18 protein-coding genes are annotated in these 18,991 nt (G+C 53.6%); 9 read left to right on the top strand and 9 right to left on the bottom strand.

From position 1 onward, the window contains the following. The first annotated feature begins 4 nt into the window (after positions 1–4). Positions 5–613, top strand: a complete 609-nt coding sequence (locus tag EV294_RS20860; RefSeq protein ID WP_132310276.1) for a transglutaminase-like domain-containing protein — start codon at positions 5–7, stop codon at positions 611–613. A 59-nt stretch (positions 614–672) separates the two neighbouring features. Here the strand turns inward: EV294_RS20860 and bshB2 are convergent, their stop codons facing one another. The 3 genes from bshB2 to EV294_RS20845 all read right to left on the bottom strand — a co-directional run bounded on the left by bshB2 (position 673) and on the right by EV294_RS20845 (position 2,352). Continuing rightward, on the bottom strand, positions 673–1,335 hold the full coding sequence (gene bshB2, locus EV294_RS20855) for a bacillithiol biosynthesis deacetylase BshB2 (protein WP_132310274.1): 663 nt from the start codon (positions 1,333–1,335) through the stop codon (positions 673–675). A gap of 33 nt (positions 1,336–1,368) precedes the next feature. Then, positions 1,369–1,713, bottom strand: a complete 345-nt coding sequence (locus EV294_RS20850; RefSeq protein ID WP_132310379.1) for a YojF family protein — start codon at positions 1,711–1,713, stop codon at positions 1,369–1,371. Positions 1,714–1,797: 84 nt separating this feature from the next. Continuing rightward, positions 1,798–2,352: a GNAT family N-acetyltransferase gene (locus EV294_RS20845; RefSeq protein ID WP_132310273.1), complete on the bottom strand. Its 555-nt coding sequence runs from the start codon at positions 2,350–2,352 to the stop codon at positions 1,798–1,800. 172 nt (positions 2,353–2,524) lie between these two features. Between EV294_RS20845 and EV294_RS20840 the strand changes: the two genes are divergently transcribed. Next, positions 2,525–3,343, top strand: coding sequence for a methyltransferase domain-containing protein (locus EV294_RS20840; protein WP_132310272.1), 819 nt, complete (start codon positions 2,525–2,527; stop codon positions 3,341–3,343). A gap of 9 nt (positions 3,344–3,352) precedes the next feature. On the opposite strand, the gene EV294_RS20835 is transcribed toward EV294_RS20840, so the two are convergent. Continuing rightward, on the bottom strand, positions 3,353–4,639 hold the full coding sequence (locus EV294_RS20835; protein ID WP_132310270.1) for a histidine--tRNA ligase: 1,287 nt from the start codon (positions 4,637–4,639) through the stop codon (positions 3,353–3,355). A 466-nt stretch (positions 4,640–5,105) separates the two neighbouring features. Here EV294_RS20835 and EV294_RS20830 point away from each other — a divergent pair, with 466 nt between their 5' ends. From EV294_RS20830 to EV294_RS20820, 3 genes are read left to right on the top strand one after another with little or no spacing between them, the layout of a single operon-like run. Continuing rightward, positions 5,106–5,546 carry a MarR family winged helix-turn-helix transcriptional regulator gene (locus EV294_RS20830; RefSeq protein ID WP_132310268.1) on the top strand — a complete coding sequence of 147 codons (441 nt, stop codon included), beginning with the start codon at positions 5,106–5,108 and terminating at the stop codon, positions 5,544–5,546. Positions 5,547–5,549: 3 nt separating this feature from the next. Continuing rightward, positions 5,550–7,343 carry a DHA2 family efflux MFS transporter permease subunit gene (locus tag EV294_RS20825; RefSeq protein WP_132310266.1) on the top strand — a complete coding sequence of 598 codons (1,794 nt, stop codon included), beginning with the start codon at positions 5,550–5,552 and terminating at the stop codon, positions 7,341–7,343. Positions 7,344–7,385: 42 nt separating this feature from the next. Further along, positions 7,386–7,952: an NAD(P)H-dependent oxidoreductase gene (locus EV294_RS20820; protein WP_132310264.1), complete on the top strand. Its 567-nt coding sequence runs from the start codon at positions 7,386–7,388 to the stop codon at positions 7,950–7,952. Positions 7,953–8,215: 263 nt separating this feature from the next. On the opposite strand, the gene EV294_RS20815 is transcribed toward EV294_RS20820, so the two are convergent. Next, positions 8,216–10,291 carry a right-handed parallel beta-helix repeat-containing protein gene (locus EV294_RS20815; RefSeq protein WP_132310262.1) on the bottom strand — a complete coding sequence of 692 codons (2,076 nt, stop codon included), beginning with the start codon at positions 10,289–10,291 and terminating at the stop codon, positions 8,216–8,218. Positions 10,292–10,498: 207 nt separating this feature from the next. On the opposite strand from EV294_RS20815, the gene EV294_RS20810 reads away from it, so the two are divergent. The 4 genes from EV294_RS20810 (at position 10,499) to EV294_RS20795 (ending at position 16,591) form a co-directional block, all read left to right on the top strand. Continuing rightward, complete coding sequence (locus tag EV294_RS20810) at positions 10,499–12,826, top strand: helix-turn-helix domain-containing protein (RefSeq protein ID WP_165930759.1); 2,328 nt, start codon at positions 10,499–10,501, stop codon at positions 12,824–12,826. Positions 12,827–13,004: 178 nt separating this feature from the next. Beyond that, positions 13,005–13,997 carry an ABC transporter permease gene (locus EV294_RS20805; RefSeq protein WP_132310258.1) on the top strand — a complete coding sequence of 331 codons (993 nt, stop codon included), beginning with the start codon at positions 13,005–13,007 and terminating at the stop codon, positions 13,995–13,997. Positions 13,998–14,017: 20 nt separating this feature from the next. Beyond that, positions 14,018–14,896, top strand: a complete 879-nt coding sequence (locus tag EV294_RS20800) for a carbohydrate ABC transporter permease (protein ID WP_132310256.1) — start codon at positions 14,018–14,020, stop codon at positions 14,894–14,896. 132 nt (positions 14,897–15,028) lie between these two features. Continuing rightward, on the top strand, positions 15,029–16,591 hold the full coding sequence (locus EV294_RS20795) for an ABC transporter substrate-binding protein (protein ID WP_132310254.1): 1,563 nt from the start codon (positions 15,029–15,031) through the stop codon (positions 16,589–16,591). Positions 16,592–16,704: 113 nt separating this feature from the next. On the opposite strand, the gene EV294_RS20790 is transcribed toward EV294_RS20795, so the two are convergent. The 4 genes from EV294_RS20790 to EV294_RS20775 all read right to left on the bottom strand — a co-directional run bounded on the left by EV294_RS20790 (position 16,705) and on the right by EV294_RS20775 (position 18,942). Beyond that, entirely contained in the window at positions 16,705–17,226 is a 522-nt protein-coding gene (locus tag EV294_RS20790; RefSeq protein WP_132310252.1) for an ankyrin repeat domain-containing protein, read from the bottom strand. Positions 17,227–17,343: 117 nt separating this feature from the next. Beyond that, positions 17,344–17,661: a thioredoxin family protein gene (locus EV294_RS20785; RefSeq protein ID WP_132310250.1), complete on the bottom strand. Its 318-nt coding sequence runs from the start codon at positions 17,659–17,661 to the stop codon at positions 17,344–17,346. A 2-nt stretch (positions 17,662–17,663) separates the two neighbouring features. Further along, entirely contained in the window at positions 17,664–18,029 is a 366-nt protein-coding gene (locus tag EV294_RS20780; RefSeq protein ID WP_132310248.1) for a MerR family transcriptional regulator, read from the bottom strand. Between the two features lie 112 nt (positions 18,030–18,141). Then, a complete protein-coding gene (locus tag EV294_RS20775; protein ID WP_132310246.1) occupies positions 18,142–18,942 on the bottom strand; it encodes an AraC family transcriptional regulator in 801 nt (266 codons plus the stop codon). Positions 18,943–18,991: the final 49 nt, after the last annotated feature.

The raw sequence follows: 18,991 nt of genomic DNA, 5'->3' as shown, positions 1-18,991 counted from the left end.
CGCCTTGCCTTTCCCTTGCATCTCCCCGTCACTGACCGATTATCTCGCCGATTCCGAGATTGTGGATTATCACCATCCCGCCATTCAGGCTCTTGAGGCGGAACTGCGCCTGCAAGCGCCCGACGAAACAACGTTTATCCGTCACGCCTTCGAGTACGTCCGGGATCATATCTCCCATTCCTGGGATATTCAAAGCTCCCGCATTACTTGCGTCGCTTCCGACGTCCTCGCCCATAAAGAAGGCATTTGTTATGCCAAGTCGAACCTGTTATGCGCCATCCTGCGAAGTCAAGGAATACCGGCGGGTTATTGCTATCAGCGGCTGACGCTTGGGGATACGCCGGATACGGGTTACGTAATCCATGCCCTCAATGCCGTGTTCATGCCTGCTGCGGGGCGATGGATCAGAGTGGATGCGAGAGGCAACAAACCGGGAATAGACGCCCAATTCTCGTTGGACCAGGAACGGCTGGCCTTTCCAATCCGGAAGGAATACGACGAGACCGATTATCCGTTCATTTATGCCGAGCCTCATCCGAGCACCATTCGGGTTCTGCGGCAGCATTACGATTGCAAAATGATGTATCTGCACGGACTCCCGGCTGAGCTGTAATTCCTGCGATAAAAAAGAACCCCTCAACCGCAGCGTGAGGGGCTCTTAGCTTTGTGCACTTATTTCCAGCTTTCAAACTTATAGGTCCAGAACCTTTCCGTACCCAATCGTTCTTGAACTTCTTTGTCGTTATGCTGCTTATTCCCGAAGATCTCGGAACTGTTGAATTGCGAGCGGTGTGCCCGGATGGAAGCCATCTTGTTCTTCGTGTAATCCCGCACGTCAAACGAGATATCCGGCTTGCCGATATACTGCTCGTGATTTCGGGAAAACGCCACGCAATAGACAGGAGGACGCTCCTCCTCGGGTAGTCTTCCCACTGTCCGCACAACGGCTTCCCCGGTTGCGTCATGGTCCGGATGAACGCTGTAGCCCGGATAAAACGTGAAGATCACGTCAGGCTTCACTTCTTCGATAAGAGCATGAATATGTTCATCGAGGAACACTTTGTCCTCGAACTCGATCGTTTTGTCATGGAAGCCAAGCATTCTGAGATCCTGGATTCCAATCGCCGCGCAGGATTCCTCAAGCTCGCCCCGGCGGATCTGCGGCAGCGTTATCCGGCTTGCGAACGGCGGAAAGCCCATGTTCCGGGCCATCTCCCCAAGGGTCAAGCAGGCGTAGGTAACCTGTGCGCCCTGATCGATCAGCTGCGCAAGCGTGCCCGACATCGTAAATGCTTCATCATCCGGATGTGGCAGAACAACTAATATACGTTCCATTTGTTTCTCTCCTTTCTAAAAGAAAGCTCTTACTTAAAAAGGCTCCCGGCTGAGCTGCAAAGCGACAACCAGCTTGCCCTGCTGGTCATGGCCGGCGAGGATAAGCCGTTCGGCTTCGTTTTCTTCATAGTGGGTTAAGCCTTCGGAATAGACCCAGCCCTGCCGCATTTTCAGCCCGACACGGAAAGGACCGTTCCCGGAAATTAAACCATGCGAATACTGAATAACGGCATTCGATATAAAAGTAGCGGCGGGATGCTTGGAAGCGTCGTTGTGAGCCGCGTATGCTCCTGTCGTCATCTCAAGATGAATATACACATCTTGATCTTTCAAGCTTTCCAGGCGTCGTTGAACCTCGGCCGGATGGATCGGTTGCATCATCTTGGATTCTCCTTTGATCGTAAAATGAATAATGAATTGAGAAGATTGTATAGTAAGTTTATCGGAATAGCAAGAATAAGATTACTCTTCCGATACCCTTTTCTCATACAGGTTAAAATCGCCGATCGGATTGGATGCGCTGCCTTTGAATTCATAACCGCAAGTGCTCCGATAGAAGTCGTTCAGCTTGGGATTATTGGCAATGCAGTCCAGCCTGATCCGGTCTTTACCCTGGAAATGAATACCCGAGCTTGACCACTGAACGATGGCCTCGCCGAGATTGGTCCCCGCGGCCGCGCGGTTAATGTTGAGCCTGTGCAAATAGACCGAGCTCTCGTGGCCTTCCTCGCCCCACAGCTCGCGATCCCATGGGCTGGCCTGCTGCATCAGCATAACCATACCCATAAGCGTGTCTTCCTGTACGAAAATATACACTTCGCCGCGCTTAATCGCTTCCGGCGTACGGTGGGAGTCTTCGCCCTGCAGCAATCCGCTCCACTGCGCAGAGCCTCTGCTCTTCAGCCATTCCGCGGTCCGCACCAGCAGCCCCAGCACGGCGGGCGTATCCTCTTCCTTGGCCTGGAATACTTTTATATGATTCTGAATGATCCCGATTGGTTCTGATTGCGTAAACATGGATGACGGTCCTCCTGCTAATAGCTCAAGATACCTCCAGTATACTCTCTTTGGCCAAACTTCTACAAATCTCAACCGCAGGTTGAGTCCGGCGAAAGTTCAATCTCCGCGTTATTGTTCGGAAGAGGCAACTTCACTAGAATGAGGAGTATCAAAAGGAGCGTGAGCGAACGTGAAGGAGAAACTGGCGCGGAACATCGCCATCTACCGGAAAGAAAGAGGATTCACGCAGGAGGAGCTGGCGACCAGGCTGGGCATTTCGTTCCAGGCGGTATCCAAATGGGAGAACGCTGTGACTATGCCGGACCTCTCGCTATTGCCGGAGTTGTGCCGCACGCTTGAAGTCAGCATCGACAAGCTGCTTGGTTATGTCTCGCAGGATAAGCCGATTACGATTTATGAAGAAGAGTATAAGACGGAAAATTATTATTGGGGAACGGAGCCAAACAGCGGCGTATACGAGGTGCTGAAGGCTATGCCGCCGAGCGGACGGCTGAAGCTTCTGGATATTGGCTGCGGAGAAGGCAGAGACGCCGTGTTTTTCGCCCGGAACGGGTATGAGGTAACGGGCATTGACGTTTCGGATGCCGGCATAGAGAAAACAAAGCGGCTGGCCGAGCGCGCGGGCGTCCAAGTCAACGCAGTTAAAGCGGACATATTGGACTTTCGCCTCGATACGCCGTACGACATTATCTATTCCAGCGGCGTGCTTCATTACATCAAGCCGGAGTTCCGCCAGGAGATCTTTGCGAACTATAAACAATTCACTAACCCTGGCGGAATCCATGTCCTGAACGTGTTCGTCCATAAGCCGTTTATCGCGCCGCCGCCGGAAAAAGAACCTCATGCCTACAAATGGCATTCGGGCGAGCTGCTCTCCCATTATCGGGACTGGCTCATCACGGACAGCGCAGAGATCGTGTTCGACTGCAGCTCCAGCGGCATTCCTCATCAGCATGCGATGAGTACGGTGATGGCGCGGAAGATGTGACGAATCCTATTAGGCATCGTTCTTTTCTAATAGATATAACGCTTCATCAAGCGGAACCGCGTACTCTTCCCTGGCCTTCATGTCTTTCAGCCGCACTTTGCCGGTTTGAGCCTCTTCCTCGCCAATCAGCAGCGCGTAACGGACTGACCTGCTTTCAAGCGAGGCAAGCGCCTTTCTCAGCTTTCTGCCCGCCGGCTCCATCCCGGTCTGAATCCCATTGGAACGCAGGAAAGCTGCCGCCATCAAGGCCTCGCCTATCATGGAATCGCCGATGGATAGGACAACGACTCTGGGAGCCGGCGCCCTGCCTACCCGATCCCGGATCATTTCCATGATGGACTCCATGCCAAACGACAAGCCTACCGCAGGATAAGGCATCTCCTCGCTCCCGATCAGCCTGCCTATTATCGCGTCATACCTTCCTCCGCTTCCGATACTGGATGCATAAGCTCCGCTGGCATCGAAAATCTCGTAAACGGTTCCCGTATAGAAAGACAATCCCCGCGATAAAAAAGGATCAAAGCGGCATATGTCCGACAGCTTCAGCTTGTCGATCAGCGCCTGAAGAGCATATACCTCTGCGGCTCCTTTCGATTCTTTGAGGTCATAACGTTCTGCCACAAGCGTGATAGAAGGTTCACTCATGGCCATAAGCTCTGCTATCTCGTCAACCGTTGACCGGGTGATTCCTTTATTTCTCAATTCCTCCAAAACACCGTCGCTGCCTGCCTTCTCGAGCTTGTCGAGCGTAAGCATCACCGACAGGCTTTCTTCTTCGGGTACGCCAACCGCCTTCAATATTTCACCTAGAAACCGCCGGTTATTCCAGCGAAGCGTAACCGGGATATCAAGCCTTTTAAACACTTCAACCGCAATCAGCATCAGCTCCCCTTCCGCTTCCGGCCCCGCAACGCCTACCATATCCGCGTCGCATTGCAGAAATTCCCGCAGACGGCCCCGCTTCACCGGACCATCGCGGAAGACCTTTCCGATCTCGTACCGTCTGTACGGAAGCTTGATTCCGGGATTCAGAGCCATTACCTTCGCAAAAGGGATCGTCAAATCGTAACGCAGTCCCAGCTTTCTTCCTCGTTGATCCGTGAACCGGTACATCTCCTTCAAAATCTCGTCGCCGCCCGCATACTTGGAGGTCAATAAATCCAGCTCGTGAAGCACGGTAGAGTCCATGCCCTCAAAGGCGTACAACTCGAAAACCTCCTGCACTACGGCTCTTACCTTTTGGCGGACGGCTTGTTCTTTTCCGAAAAAATCGTAGGTTCCTTTCACGTTTTGCATAACCGGCACTCTCCTTTTATTTTGGTTAAAAATAAAAAACGCGCAGGACCTCTTGGTCCTGCGCGTTACGTATGCCGCAGGGAGGCCAACGCGAATGGCGCTAGCCCTCCCTGAATTTTTGTATCAGGGGTGCTAACGCTGTTTGTGATGATAATGAAGTTGATTAATCGCGAATGTCCGCATGCGCGTAACTCCTTCATTCAAACTCGAATAATTATCGTTGATTATAGCAGGGCCGTTTGGAAGATGCAATCACCGGTTATCCGTCATGCGAAGAAACCATGCATTCCGTCCGAAACGCTATCTTATCACCGTTTCCAAGATTGGGAAAGAAGTACCAAAACCGTCGGTTACGGGATAAGCAGCGGGACCTTTGCGGAAACTAACGGCCTGAAGTCTGATTGACATAAAATATTATTTTAGTTCATAATAATTCGCATGCAAACTATTTATGGAGGAAGCTGCAGTGGAAGAACAGCGAATCGTGGGCATTTTTCAAACTTATCGCGAAATTAATCAAGTCTTTTTCCAAATCTTGTCCAAAGCTGCGAGCAAGCATAACTTGACCGCCCTTCAGCTTTTGGTGCTGCGCATACTGCACGAAACCCCCGAAATCCGCATGTCCGAGCTTGCCGAGAAGCTGAATGTGGGCAACAGCACGATGAGCGGCATCGTGGACCGGATGGTGAAGGCAGGCATCCTGGAGCGCGAACGAACGGAAGCGGATCGCAGGGCGATGACGATGAAGCTGACGGAGAAAGGCAAGGAGCTCTGGCGCGAGACGGATGCGACGCGCATGAATATGCTGCGTCCTCTGCTGTCGATGACCGAACAGGATCACCGCGAGCTGGGCCGGCTCCAGAACGAAGTATTGCGTTTATTAAAACAATCCAAGGAGGAAGCTTAAGCCATGACAACAATTGTGTCCAATCAATTGCGCAAAGGGCCGATAATGGCCTCCTTGCTCATCGCTGCGTTCGTGGCTCTGCTGAGCCAGACCGTGCTTAACGTCGCGCTGCCGAAAATGATGGCAGATCTTGACGTAGGCGAAAGCACGATCCAATGGCTGTCCAACGGCTACATGCTGGTGAACGGCGTGCTCGTGCCAATCAGCGCTTATCTTATCAATCGATTTACGACCCGGAAGTTGTTTCTGGTCGCCTCGTCCTTATTCGCGATCGGTACGATCGTATGCGCCCTGTCGGGCGACTTCAGCTCTTTGTTAACCGGCCGTCTCGTACAGGCATGCGGCGCCGGCATTCTAATGCCGCTGATGACTATCGTCACCTTGACGATCTTCCCTGTCGAAGAGCGCGGCAAAGCGATGGGACTAATGGGCGTTGCGATGATTTTCGCACCGGCCGTCGGACCGACGCTTTCCGGCTGGGTCGTCGAGCACTACGACTGGCATGTGCTGTTCTATATCGTTTTACCGCTCGCGATTCTCGCCGTTGTATTCGGCGCCTTCTCGATGAAGGATGTCATCAAGACGTCCCGGCCGAATCTCGACATTCTGAGCGTCGTGCTCTCGACGCTCGGCTTCGGGGGCCTGTTGTACGGCTTCAGCGAAGCGGGTACGGAAGGCTGGGATTCCACCGAAGTCATCGTTTGCCTGGCCGTCGGCGCCATTGCGCTTATTCTGTTCATCGTCCGCTCGATTCTCATGAAGGCTCCGCTGCTTGAGATGCGCGTCTTCAAGTATCCGATGTTCTCGCTTACCACGTTGATCAACGCCATTATTACAATGGCCATGTTCTCCGGCATGATTCTATTGCCGATCTTCCTGCAGAATATCCGCGGCTTTACGCCTCTCGAATCAGGATTGCTGCTGCTCCCTGGCGCCATCCTGATGGGGATCATGTCGCCGATCACCGGCATGGTGTTCGACAAAATCGGCGCACGCTGGCTGGCCGTCCTTGGTCTTGCCATTACAGCCGTTACGACGTATGAATTCAGTCATTTGGCAATCGATTCGTCATACAATCACATGATGCTTTTCTATACGCTGCGGATGTTTGGCATGTCGATGCTGATGATGCCTATCCAGACAGCAGGCCTCAACCAGCTGCCTCGCCGCCTGAATGCGCACGGCTCGGCCATGTCCCAGACGCTCCGGAACGTCTCCGGCGCGCTTGGCACCGCGATCCTCGTCACCATCATGACGAACAAAGCCGCGTCGCATGCGAAGGAGCTGATCATCGCCGGCCACATCGAGCCGTCCGACAAAGCCAAAATGGGCGAAGTCACCATACAATCGACGATTTACGGCATTAATCAATCGTTCGTCGTCGCGACATGGTTGACGATCGCCGCGCTCGTGCTCGCCTTCTTCATCCGCAAGGTGAAGCCTGCCGAGGACGCGGTGCAGATGCCGGAGAAGGCGGCAGTAGCGGCGATGGAGACGGTGCAGATGCCGGACAAGGCGGCGGTGGAGGCGGCGCCTGCTGCGGAATTGGCCAATAATGAGCATCGCTCGAATCGGCAAAGCGCAGACAGCGATTTCCGCAACGCCATCCGCGGGTTCCTTACGCCTGAACCGGCGAAAGACAACGAACAATTTAGCGATCAGGAGTACCGGAAGGCGATTCTTCGGTTAAAAGGCAATCCCGCACAGGATCAGGATGACCGTCAGGAAGAAATGAACGATAAGGCATACCGGGAATCGCTCAAGAAGCTCAACAGACCGCAAAAAGAAAACGAGTGAGGAATCGCGCTTGATTTCAGAGCCAAGAGAGGAGATTAATCGATGAAAATTTACATTGTTTATGATAGCGAAGCAGGCCACACGGAACAACTTGCCCGCTCCATTGCCAAGGGTGCCGAAAGCGTGGAAGGGGCAGAGGTGTTCATCAATCACGTCAAAAAGGCGAGCGTCAAAGACCTCGATCAGATGGATGCCATCATCTGGGGCTGTCCCGGGCACTTCGGCACGATCAGTTCCGGCATGAAAGAATGGATCGACAAACTCGGCTATTTATGGGCCAACGGGACGCTGGTCGATAAAATCGGCGCCGTTTTCTGTACGACCGCAACCATACACGGAGGGATAGAAGCCACCCTGCTGAACTTGATTACGCCGATGCTGCATCAAGGGATGATTATTGTCGGCTTGCCGGCCAATATTCCCGCAAATGCGCTGTACGGCAGTTATTACGGGGTAGGCGTCACATCTCCCGTTGAGGATACCCATGACCCGCTGAGCCAATCGCTCTTCTCGAAAGGGCTGGCGCTAGGCGAAGCTCTCGGAGCGCGCGTAGCTCATGCGGCGGGCACTTTTGCGGCCGGCAAGAAAACGCCGGGGACGACCGTTTAAGGTAAGCGCTCATAACAAGCATTAGAACTGGTCTTATGACAAGCGCGGCCCTTCAAGGGGCCGCGCTTTTATTGAATCGACTTGATTTTCCGCCAGGGCATTTTTTTAACCTGCTCAGCGCCATCGGACATACTGCATGGGCATTTGGGCAAATCTAAGTTAGCAGCGAACCGCTGGTCGTTCAGTATCGGAGGGCATAGGCTCCATGCCGTTTCGTGAAACGTTTAATACGAATTCCTTCGTTTGAATCACTGCCCTTCCTTTCATTCCAATCTTGGACCAATCTTCGAGAAATCGATATCCCGCCAGCCCAGCCTGTAGGCCGGGGATGTCGGAAGCAAGCGGTAATCGCCCGCTGCTTCGTCTACAAATTCCGCAGGTGCGTTAATCGTCTGCGCGTCAAACTTCCCGTCCGCAAGCGAGCGCCAGGCTTCCCAGGCATACAGCTTGCCCCAGACCTTGCTTACGCCAACCGCGGGATACGGCAGCTCCTCGCTTGTCACAAACGGAGGCTCGCCGCCTCTCCAGTATAAATTGCAGTCGGCCGAGTACAGCCGCTCATCGCTCCAATTCACGTGCGCATACATGTAACCGGAATTCGATACAATATTTGACCGGATAACAATATCCCTATTTTTCTCGCCTGCCATTTCCTGCGTGCCAAATGCGCATTCCGATTCGTTATTTGCGATTAAGTTGTTCGTAATCCGGTTGCCGACCCCTTTCGAGAAAATCGCCATCCACAGCTTGCCTTCTCCCGTCCGGTACAAATGATCAATGAGATTATGGGTCACTTCCACATCGTTTGAAGCATCGTCCAGATAGATTCCGAATCCGAAGGAGAAATGGATGCCGCTATGATGAAGCCGGTTGCCATGGATCTTGTTCCCCCGGCCGATTCCCCAAGATTCGATAAGGCCGCCGTCCTGACTGTCGGTCATGACATTGGACAGGTCATTATAACGAATGACATTATTGCGGGTGAACAGAAACGAAGCATGATTTTCCCAAGTTACGTGCATTCCCCATAGCTCCTGCGGCATCCGCTGGAAGCGAAGCCCCTTCATCGATATCCCGTACCGAGGCATGTTAGTTATCCGGTTATGGGCAATCTCGTTATCCCCGCTCTGATAAAGCACAATTCCGCTGCCGTGCCCGACAAGCTCGCCGCCATCCGCGATGATATTGTCAGCTATAAGATGTTCTCTGTTCCGGTAAGCGGCCAAGCAATTCCGAAAAGCCCCTTCTCCCGGCGCATAGCCGGAAGCATAAATGCCGGTATGTCCTACCCGCTCGATTCGGTTGCGAAGCAGCCGTACGCCTTCAACGCTGCGGTCGAGATAGACGCCGCATGTACCCGAGTTCCGGATAACGCAGTCCGAAATCTCGATTCCGTGGGCATTACGCATGTAGATAATGCCGTTCCGATTCTCATCCGGCTCCGCATTGTCCATGCCCGGCTCTTCCCGCATCATTCGGAAATCCTCCGCAAAGTCCGTGCAGGCAAACGTCAGTCCCGAGAACGTGAGCCCGGCCACCCGCTCCGCATCGCGATCTCCTTGAATATGCAGAATCCGGCCGATAGCCGGGGCAACCACCCGCTCATGCAGCGGCGATCCGTTTCGCGGCCGGTAATACAGCACGCCTGCCGCCTCATCCAGATGGAACTGGCCCGGCTCTCGCAGAAAGGCGAGCGAGCCCTGCAAGTAATAGCGGGAGCCTTCCCCGATCTCCCAGCAGCTAGGCCGCTTAAACAAAATCTTGCCCTCTTTCATACCGGCCACCGGAATGGTCTCCGCGAACCAGTTCGCTTCGCCGCCGCCCGGCCATACATAAATCTGCAAGCCCTCCGCACCGCTGCTATGATACGGGAATTCCGGAAAGTCCGCTTCCTTATAGCCAATGCCGGCTCGTCCGTCTTCCTCCAGCGGAAGCGAGCGGTAATAACCGGATGCCGGCATTCTTGCTTTCGGTATGCGGGCCCCATCGGCATACAGCGTATGAAACCGCATCCCCTTCGGCACCTCCGTGGTCCATACTCCGTTCCCTGCATCCTTCCATTCGGACAGGACCCTTCCGCCGATAAGCTCCGCTGTTTGCCCCTCCGCATTCCGGTATGTAACGGGGCAGCGTTCCCCGCCCGCATCACCGATTCCGAAAACGAGAGGCTCATCAAGCATGTAGGTTCCTTCACCCACAATAACGGTTATTCCGCCGGCTGCCCCTTTTTTCAGCCTAGAACGAACGGCCGTCTGTGCCTCCCGAATACACCGGAACGGCTTCTCCTTGGTCCCGTCCCCATGCTCCTTGCCCAGTGCGCTGACATATATTCGAAGCATCCTCCCACCGCCTTTTGCCTGTTCTTTGACTTCACACTGCCATAGCTGCCGCTATACTGTAAACTGCACAAAATGCTAAAAAGCGTACCATATGCGGTTCTCTGCTTTCTAAGGTGATTCCGGCCAAAATAACCCTTGCGCTACGGTATGGCAGCGTTTACAACTATACATATAGAGACTACATGCCGGATAAAGGGCGGGATACTCATGAAAGCGTACGGCTACTTTACCTCGAAGAAATACTTCAAGCGCGTGTTGTTTTCCATCATGCTGACTATGGCCCTAATTCTTACCGGCCTGTCCGCGGCCAATACGTACCTGCTGGAGCGGTCCGTCAAGCAGGTCCAGGAGGACGCGAACCTCAAGGTACTGACCCAGACCCAATACAACCTCTCTTATATGAACGAAATAATCGTTCACCTGTCTACCTTCGCGTTCCGCGATAACGCCTTGATTCCGCTCATGTTCAGCAACAACCTGCCCAAAATGGACTATATCCGCGGCTATCAGCAAATGTACAACATGCTGGAAAGCTCCTCGTTCCTGCATTCGATGGCTGTCTATAACGCTTCAACCCGGGAGCTGTACGGCTCCTCCAGCGATTTTCTGGTGGATGGCGGCACGACAAAAAGCAGCATCCTCGACTGGCTGCTTCATTCCTCGGAAGGCGCTTTGCCAGCATCCCGGCTAATCCCGTTCAGCTTCCAGCATTCCAACAAGATTGATGCCTTTGCGTTTATCGTCACGGATACGTATGGGCCGTTTATCCCAAGTCAGTCGGCCATTATATTGTTCATTAAACCGGATTGGGTATTCGACAGCCTAAGCAAGCTGAACGGCGTAAGCAGCGGGGGCAGCGGCGAGATTCTGATCCGGACCTCCGACGGTCAAATGTTCGACAGCGGGCGCTCCGGGCAGACTTTGCCTCTTGACCAGACAAGTATCGGCAAGCTGATAGAGGCTCCCGAAGCGGGGACCGGGACGGCGAAGGACTCCGGCTTCGTTATCTGCAATTCCGGCGGGCAAAAGGTGATGATCACGTACCTGCACGGCATCGGCGACTGGACGATCCTGTACATTCAGCCTTACAAGGAGATCATGAAGGCCGTCTCGGATATGCGGACCCGGAATTTCGCGCTGACCGGCGCTTTTATTCTGCTTTCCATCGCAATCTCCGTCTGGCTGAGCTACAAGCTGTACGGTCCGATCGAAGCGATGCTGAAGCGGATTCTTCCGCATATGAGACATATGGCCCCGGATTCAAGCAAACGCAACGAATTGGATGCCATGGGCGATCTGTATGAACAGCTCTCCGGACAGCTGCAGGAGATCAGCTCGGAGCAGATCGTGCGCAAATATTATATCCGCAAGTTTTTGACCGATAACCGAAGCCTCTCGGAGCTGGATATGAGGCAGCTGATCAGGAAGCATGAGCTGCAGGTTGCGCCAAGCGGTCCGTATATGGCCTGCACGCTCCGGTTCGACCGGTACGACGAGTACGACCGGAGGACATCGTCGGCCATGAAGAAGCTGCACAGCTTTGCGGTTGTGAACATCGCGAAGGAAGCGCTGTCGCGGACTTTCCGCTGCGAGATGATCGATATGCAGGAGGATCATTTCGCCATCCTGCTGTCCGGCAGGGAAGAACCGCTGGATCCGGCATCCGTCAAATCCGCGATCGCCGATGTCCAGCAGATTCTGGAGCGCTATTACAACCTTTCCCTCACCTGCGGAATCGGCGAAGCCGTTACCCAGCTCACCCAGCTGTCCGCATGCTATTACCAATCCCATCAGCTTAGCCAGTACAGTATTCTGATGGGCTACAAAGCGATTATAGAATGGCAGGATATACGTACGAATCTCGAGAACAAGCAGAAATCCCTGCCTGACGACGTGGAGAAAAAGCTGTCCGAGGCCATCAAGAAGGGGAAGCTGACCGAAGCCGGCAGCGAGCTGGAACGGGCTTTCGCCTTGCTGGCCGCGCTGCAGCTGGAGGATATGAGAAGGGCGATCGCCGATATGGCCTGGATGATCAAAAACGCGGCAGCCGAGATTACGAGCAACCGCATTACCCAGCTGTCCGTCGACATCGAGCGTATCCCGCTCCTGCCGCAGGACTACTACACGCTGGATGAGCTTCACCTCGCCTTCCTGTCCCTCTGCACCGCGATATGCGAGGAAGCGAAGCCTTCCAGCATGGAACGCAATGAGATGATTATCGAAACCGTGAAGGAATTGATCTGGCAAAAATACAGCGACTACAACTTGAGCCAGCAGTCCATCGCCTCAACGGTCAAATTAAGCTCCGCTTATGTCGGCAAGCTGTTCAAGGACAGCTGCGGAATTACGATTACGGAGTATCTCAACGATGTCCGCCTGCGCCGGGCGCAGGAGCTTCTGCTCAAGGAAGACAGCACCATTACCGAGATTATGGAGAAGGTCGGTTACGGCAACCAGAGCTATTTTTTCCGCTTATTCAAAAGCAAGTTCGGCACGACGCCGAAGGAATTCCGCATTAAAAAATCGATCTCTTGAAAGCTAAGCCGCCTGCTTCCCTCCAAGGAAGCAGGCGGCTTTCTCATGCCGCAAGCGGTATAAAACAGTAATTCGCAATAAGTACAGCCCGCTTTTACAGTTATTCAAACAATGAACTCTATCCTCCCCTGTTCGGGTCATGGCATGCTGGACTCATCAAAGATTGGAGGAGATGCACTTGCCTAACATCCCGCCTGCCGGTCTGCCAAGCACGGAGGAGCAGCCGGCAGCCCCCGCGCCCGTTAAACGCAAAAGCTGGCTTGCCAAAGAGCTCTGGCATATCCGGCGTAACCGCGAGCTGATCCTGCTTGCCCTCCCAGGCGTCTTATTCAAGTTGGTCATTGCCTATTTGCCTATGGTCGGGTTGATCCTGGCCTTCAAATACTTCCGGTATGACCAAGGCATATTCGGCAGCAAATGGGTCGGCTTCGACAATTTCGAGTTTTTGTTCAAAGCGCAGGATGCCTTCCGCATTATCCGCAATACGCTGCTGTACAACTTTACGTACATCCTTCTCACGATGGCGGTCTCGCTCTTGATGGCCCTTCTTCTGAACGAGCTGACCAGCAAGCTGATCAAGGTGTACCAGACGACCTTGTTCCTTCCTTATTTCATTTCCATGGTGCTGGTCGGCTATATCGGCAACGCCTTTCTCGACTTCCAGAACGGGTATCTGAACACGATCCTTGAATTCTTCGGCATGAAGGGCCATAACTGGTACCTCGAGACAACGCCTTGGATCTTTATCCTTCCGCTTGTCGCCCTTTGGAAGGGAGTCGGCTTCTCGACGCTCGTCTACTTCGCCGGCATTACGGGAATCAGCACCGATTATTATGAAGCCGCCCGGCTGGATGGAGCTTCCCGCGTGCAGATAATGACCCGGATTACGCTGCCGCTTCTGAAGCCGCTCGTTATCATTTTGTTTATTTTAGGTCTCGGCAATATTTTCAGAGGAGATTTCGGACTGCATTACTTTGTTCCGAATAACGTCGGGCCTAATTTCCCTACCACGGACATTATCGATACCTACGTCTACCGCGCCTTGACGAAGCTTGGGGATATCAACTCCGCGGCTGCAGTCGGCTTCCTGCAATCCGTCGTTGGGCTTGTGACCGTCGTAACCGCTAACCTGATCGTCCGCCGCATTGACAAAGACAATGCGCTTTTCTGACCGAGGAGGCCTGTCTGCCCATGAAAATCAAATTCGCCGATATCGTCATTAACCTGTATTTCCTGATTGTTTGTCTGCTTATCGCCATGCCTTTCGTGCTCGTTATCGCGATCTCGTTCAGCTCGGAGAACAGCCTGCACCAGTTCGGCTATCAATTCCTGCCCAAGGAATGGAGCCTTGAGGCTTACCGGATTGTGTTCGAGAAGCCGGAGCCTCTGATCCGAGGCTATGGCGTTACGATTGCGATTACCGTCATCGGCACCGTGCTGTCGCTCTTCATGACCGCCTTAATGGCGTATCCGATCTCGCGCAGCGACTTCCGCTATCAGCGTCCGCTTACGTTCTACGTCTTCTTCACGATGCTGTTCAACGGCGGCTTGATTCCGTTCTACATCCTGATGACGCAATATTTGCATCTGAAAAACACGCTGGCCGCCCTGATCATTCCCGCCGTAATGAGCCCGTTCAACATCATGATTATGAAGGGCTTCCTCGATAAAATCTCGAGGGAAATCATCGAATCCGCCAAGGTGGACGGGGCAAAAGAATACCGGATCTTCTTCACCATCATCCTGCCGCTCTCCACGCCGGCGCTCGCAACTCTAGGCTTGTTCATCGCTTTCGGATACTGGAATGAATGGTTCAACGCCTTGCTCTTCATTGACAACGACAAATACGTCCCGCTCCAGCTGCTGCTCGTCCGGATCTTGTCGCAAGCGGAGTTCCTGGCGAACTCGCCGATGGCCGAGGTGGCGGATAAGCTGAAATTCGCGCAGTTCCCGACATTAACCGTACGGATGGCAATGGCGATCGTGGCCAGCGGACCGATGCTGGTGATCTTCCCCTTTTTCCAGAAGTATTTCGTCAAAGGGCTAACGGTTGGTTCTTTGAAGGGTTAAGCGCGGAGATTGTTAAGCTATAGCCTGCTTATTCTTTTTGGGAGGTGATCCGCACTCTTTTGCGCGGCTTAGCAGGTCTGCTTCACGAAGTGTAGTAATACTAAAACAGGAACGATAATTGGAGGGTTTTCGGTGAACAACAACAAAAAAAGATTGTTCGCAACGCTGCTGTCCGTCATCTTATTGTTTGGCATTCTCGCGGCCTGTTCCAGCAACAATAACGGCAATAATAACGCAACTCCAACGCCTTCGGCGGAGCCTTCAACCGCGGCCAGCGATACGCCATCCGAGTCGACGGAGCCGGCTCTGGACCCGGTTAAGCTTACCTTCCTTTACCCGGTTGCTGCCGACCCCGGCCCGGACCAAAAGCTTGTAAACGACGAGATCAACAAATACCTGAAGGAAAAGATCAACGCCACCGTCGACCTGAAGCCGCTCACCTTCGACGAATACGAGCCTAAGCTGAACGCGATGCTCGCGGCGAACGAGAATTTCGACATTGCCTGGAGCTCCAAGGGCTGGCTCGGCAACTATCAGCCTTATATCGACCGCGGCGCTTATCATGAGATTACGGACGAGATGATTGCCAAATATGCTCCCGAAGCACGCGCGAATATCCCGGATAAATTCTGGCCCGATATGCTTGCCGCCGACGGCAAGGTTTACGGCTTCCCGATCTATCAGGTGGCGGCGAAGCAGAAGAGCTTGATTATCCAGAAACGTTTTATCGACAAATACAACCTTGACGTCTCCAGCATCCATACCTACAGCGATATCGAGCCGTTCCTGCAAGCCTTGAAAGAAAACGAGCCTGACGTCGTGCCGCTTGGTCTGGCGCAGAACTCCAGAGGCATGTATATCGACCCAACGGTTGCGGGCACGGATGGTTCCCCTGTTTACTATAAAAAAGATGATCCTGCTTACACGCTGTCGACGTTCCTGAATACGGCCAATGACCGTCTTCCTTACTTCCAAAAGCTGCATGAATGGTACGAGAAGGGCTATATCAACCAGGATGCCCCCGTCCTCCAGAACATTAACGATCTGAAGGCGAAAGGCAACGTTGCGGTATCAATCGAGTTCACTTCGAAGCCGGGTGGCGAGATTGGCGAGAAAGCGATCAACGGCGGCAACGATGTCGTCTATGTTCCGATCTCCGACAGCTATTTCACGGGGATCGCAAGCGCGATGCACGTCATCAACAAAAACTCGAAAAACCCGGAACGCGCCCTTATGCTCATCAACTTGCTGAATACGGATAAATACCTGTATAACCTCATTTGCAACGGAATTGAAGGCAAGCATTACAAAAAGGTCGACGACCAGTATATCGAGCCAATCGAAGGCTCCGGTTATGCGCCTAACGGCGACTGGGTATTCGGCAACCAGTTTAATGCTTACCTGAAGCCGGGTATGGCGGCCGATACATGGCAGAAGACGATCGAGCTGAACGACAACGCCGTCGTTCTGGCGAGCAGCGGCTTCACGGTGAATGAGGAGAATTTCAAAGCGGAGGTTGCCAACATCAACGCGGTGAAAAACGAATACGAAACCGCGCTGGAGACCGGCGCCGTTGATCCAAACAAAGTGCTGCCGGAATATATCTCGAAGCTGAAGGCTTCCGGCGCAGAGAAGGTAGACGCGGAAGTGCAGAAGCAGTGGGATGCCTTCCTTGCGCAAAAAGGCTTGAAATAAGCGAAAAGCAGTCCCTCGGCGAATGCCGGGGGGCTGCTTTTTAAGGTCAGGCGGGCTGCCCGGTGCTGCATTGCAAGGTAGCGCTCATTTAGCTGCGAAAGTGCACTTAACAGCTACGCTGAAGCGCCATACTTCCGAAGAAGGCTTGCCACGTTCTCGTGCCCCTGCTGAACCGCAAGCGACAATGGCGTATCCCCGCCATCCGCTGAAGCATTCGCATCCGCACCATGCTCCATTAACAGGCGGATCATCTCCAGATTGTCGTCATGGAAAGCCGCGGAGTGCAGGCAGGTATGGCCGTTGCTGTCCAGGATCGTGGTGTCTGCGCCTTTCGCGAGGAGCAGCTTAATGACTTCCAGGCTCCGTTCCCCGGCAATCGCCGCATGCAGGGCCGTATTGGAAGGGATAAACGAAATGCGGGAATGGGAGACGGCATTGACGTCCGCGCCTAGCTCCAGCAATACCCGCACAACCTCCGCGCTGCCAAAATGCGCGGCATAACCAAGCGGCGTAAGGCCGTCCTCATTCTCGGCATTGGCCAGCTGCGGATGCGCTTCGACGAGTTCTTTCGCTTTGGTTGCGTCGCCGCTTTGAGCCGCTTGGAACAAATCCTTTATGTAAGATTGCAACTCCATTCGTATAACCTCCAATCGGAAGATAGCAAGCTTGTTTGATCTTCTCGTTAGGACCTTCCATTTCCTGCCTTGCAATTAAAAAAGCCGGTCAACTAAGTGACCGGCTTTTTTCAAGCCTTAGGCATACCGGGCAATTGCCTGCTGGTAGACGTCCTTCGGACGGAGCCCGATATATTTATCGACCGGCTCGCCGTTATGGAAAACGATGACGGTTGGCATCGACATCACGCCAAACTCGGAAGCAATTTCCGGCGATTCGTCACAGTCCACTTGAAGGATGGAGACGCGCTCCCCTTCCTCCTGCTGAAGCTCATCCAGGATCGGCAGCAGCACCTTGCACGGGGGGCACCATGCTGCCCCGAACTCCACCAACGTCGCTCCGCTTGCGCGAACAGCCTCATGAAACGACTGCCCGTCTATTTTTCTAACGCTCATCTTCATTCCTCCGTTTCCTTCTGATCTTCCAGAATCGACGCTATGCGGTCTTCCAGATTGCGTTTAATGCTGCTCAGGAGCTGAATCTGCGTCTCGATCTCCTCCAGCTTCTCGCGGTAGATCGGGAGCACCTCCTTGCAGAACGCCTCCTTGTTCTTCAAGACGCAGTGCAGGAAACCGGCGATTTGCTCCGTCGATAAGCCAAGCTGAAGATACAGCTGAATCGTCCGCACCTGCTCCTCGGCAAGCGGCGAATATTCCCGGTATCCGTTCTCCAGCCGAATGGGAGTAAGCAGTCCCTGCTCCTCATAATAACGAAGCGACCGCAGACTAACTCCCGTACGGGTCGCAAGCTCTCCGATTTTCATCCCTAACGCCTCCTGCATCGTCGATTCGAACCCATTATATACCCTCACATTAATGTGAAGGTCAAGGTAAAACGGCTAAAACCCTTCCTTGACCGGAAGGGTTAAATTTCTATTATTGCTGGCGGTACACCTGCGGGGTAACGCCGGTCATTTTCAGGAAAGCGCGGTGAAATTGGCTTGTGCTCGAGAAGCCGAGATCCGCGCTGATCCGTCCGATCGTGGCGCCCGAACGGCGCAGTCTGTTCATGGCCTCCGTAATGCGCAGCCTTAGCAAATATTGATAAGGCGTTGTACCGGTTGCTTCACGGAAGGATCGGATGAAATGATACCGGCTTTGAAGCGCGATTCCGGCAAGCTCCTCGATATTAATCGTATGGTCGTAGCAGTCATGGAGATAGGTCAAGGCCCGCCTAATATGCGGATCGTTAATGCCCGGCGGCAGCAGCTCCTTCTGGCCAAGCTTCAGCATGCCGCCCAGATAGGCGACCACATCCTGCTCCACCTCCTGCACCGCAATCGGATCGGCCAAGGCCTGCCCTTCAATCAGCGCCATCATCCATTGACGGAACCGGCCTATCATGTCTCCGGTATGAAATTCCTGCCGGATGTCCTGTCCCGCTCCCGCCATAAAATGCGGCTGAAGGGACTCCATCCCCCCGTTTCCGCGTTCGCGAACTTTAATAATAATGACGGAGGATTGCTCGCCCAAATAAAAATGATGCTCGGTCCCCGGCGGCTGGAGCAGCCCGTTGCCTTGCTTCAGGCCATAGCTCCGCTCTTCCTGCGTAAAATGAACCGTGCCTTTGATCGGAAGCGTGACCTGCATCCAGTCCTCATGCTTATGGGGAACATTCTTGAAGTTATGGCTTCCTTGCCACAGCTCAATCCAGTTGGTCTCTACTTTCGTCTCCATGTCTCTTCACCTGCCACCATTATAGCAAAAGTTGCTCCATTTGCAGCAC

Source organism: Paenibacillus sp. BK033, from assembly GCF_004345425.1.
In the GTDB taxonomy this organism is placed as follows: domain Bacteria; phylum Bacillota; class Bacilli; order Paenibacillales; family Paenibacillaceae; genus Pristimantibacillus.
This window is presented reverse-complemented; position numbering and strand designations above follow the sequence as displayed.

Bases quoted from the DNA above. Each gene is read 5' to 3' on its own strand.
- EV294_RS20785 (WP_132310250.1), bottom strand. From the start codon at position 17,661: ATGAGCGTTAGAAAAATAGACGGGCAGTCGTTTCATGAGGCTGTTCGC.
- EV294_RS20815 (WP_132310262.1), bottom strand. From the start codon at position 10,291: ATGCTTCGAATATATGTCAGCGCACTGGGCAAGGAGCATGGGGACGGG.
- EV294_RS20790 (WP_132310252.1), bottom strand. From the start codon at position 17,226: ATGGAGTTGCAATCTTACATAAAGGATTTGTTCCAAGCGGCTCAAAGC.
- EV294_RS20780 (WP_132310248.1), bottom strand. From the start codon at position 18,029: ATGAAAATCGGAGAGCTTGCGACCCGTACGGGAGTTAGTCTGCGGTCG.
- EV294_RS20845 (WP_132310273.1), bottom strand. From the start codon at position 2,352: ATGTTTACGCAATCAGAACCAATCGGGATCATTCAGAATCATATAAAA.
- EV294_RS20835 (WP_132310270.1), bottom strand. From the start codon at position 4,639: ATGCAAAACGTGAAAGGAACCTACGATTTTTTCGGAAAAGAACAAGCC.
- EV294_RS20820 (WP_132310264.1), top strand. From the start codon at position 7,386: ATGAAAATTTACATTGTTTATGATAGCGAAGCAGGCCACACGGAACAA.
- EV294_RS20800 (WP_132310256.1), top strand. From the start codon at position 14,018: ATGAAAATCAAATTCGCCGATATCGTCATTAACCTGTATTTCCTGATT.
- EV294_RS20775 (WP_132310246.1), bottom strand. From the start codon at position 18,942: ATGGAGACGAAAGTAGAGACCAACTGGATTGAGCTGTGGCAAGGAAGC.
- bshB2 (WP_132310274.1), bottom strand. From the start codon at position 1,335: ATGGAACGTATATTAGTTGTTCTGCCACATCCGGATGATGAAGCATTT.
- EV294_RS20850 (WP_132310379.1), bottom strand. From the start codon at position 1,713: ATGCAACCGATCCATCCGGCCGAGGTTCAACGACGCCTGGAAAGCTTG.
- EV294_RS20810 (WP_165930759.1), top strand. From the start codon at position 10,499: ATGAAAGCGTACGGCTACTTTACCTCGAAGAAATACTTCAAGCGCGTG.
- EV294_RS20825 (WP_132310266.1), top strand. From the start codon at position 5,550: ATGACAACAATTGTGTCCAATCAATTGCGCAAAGGGCCGATAATGGCC.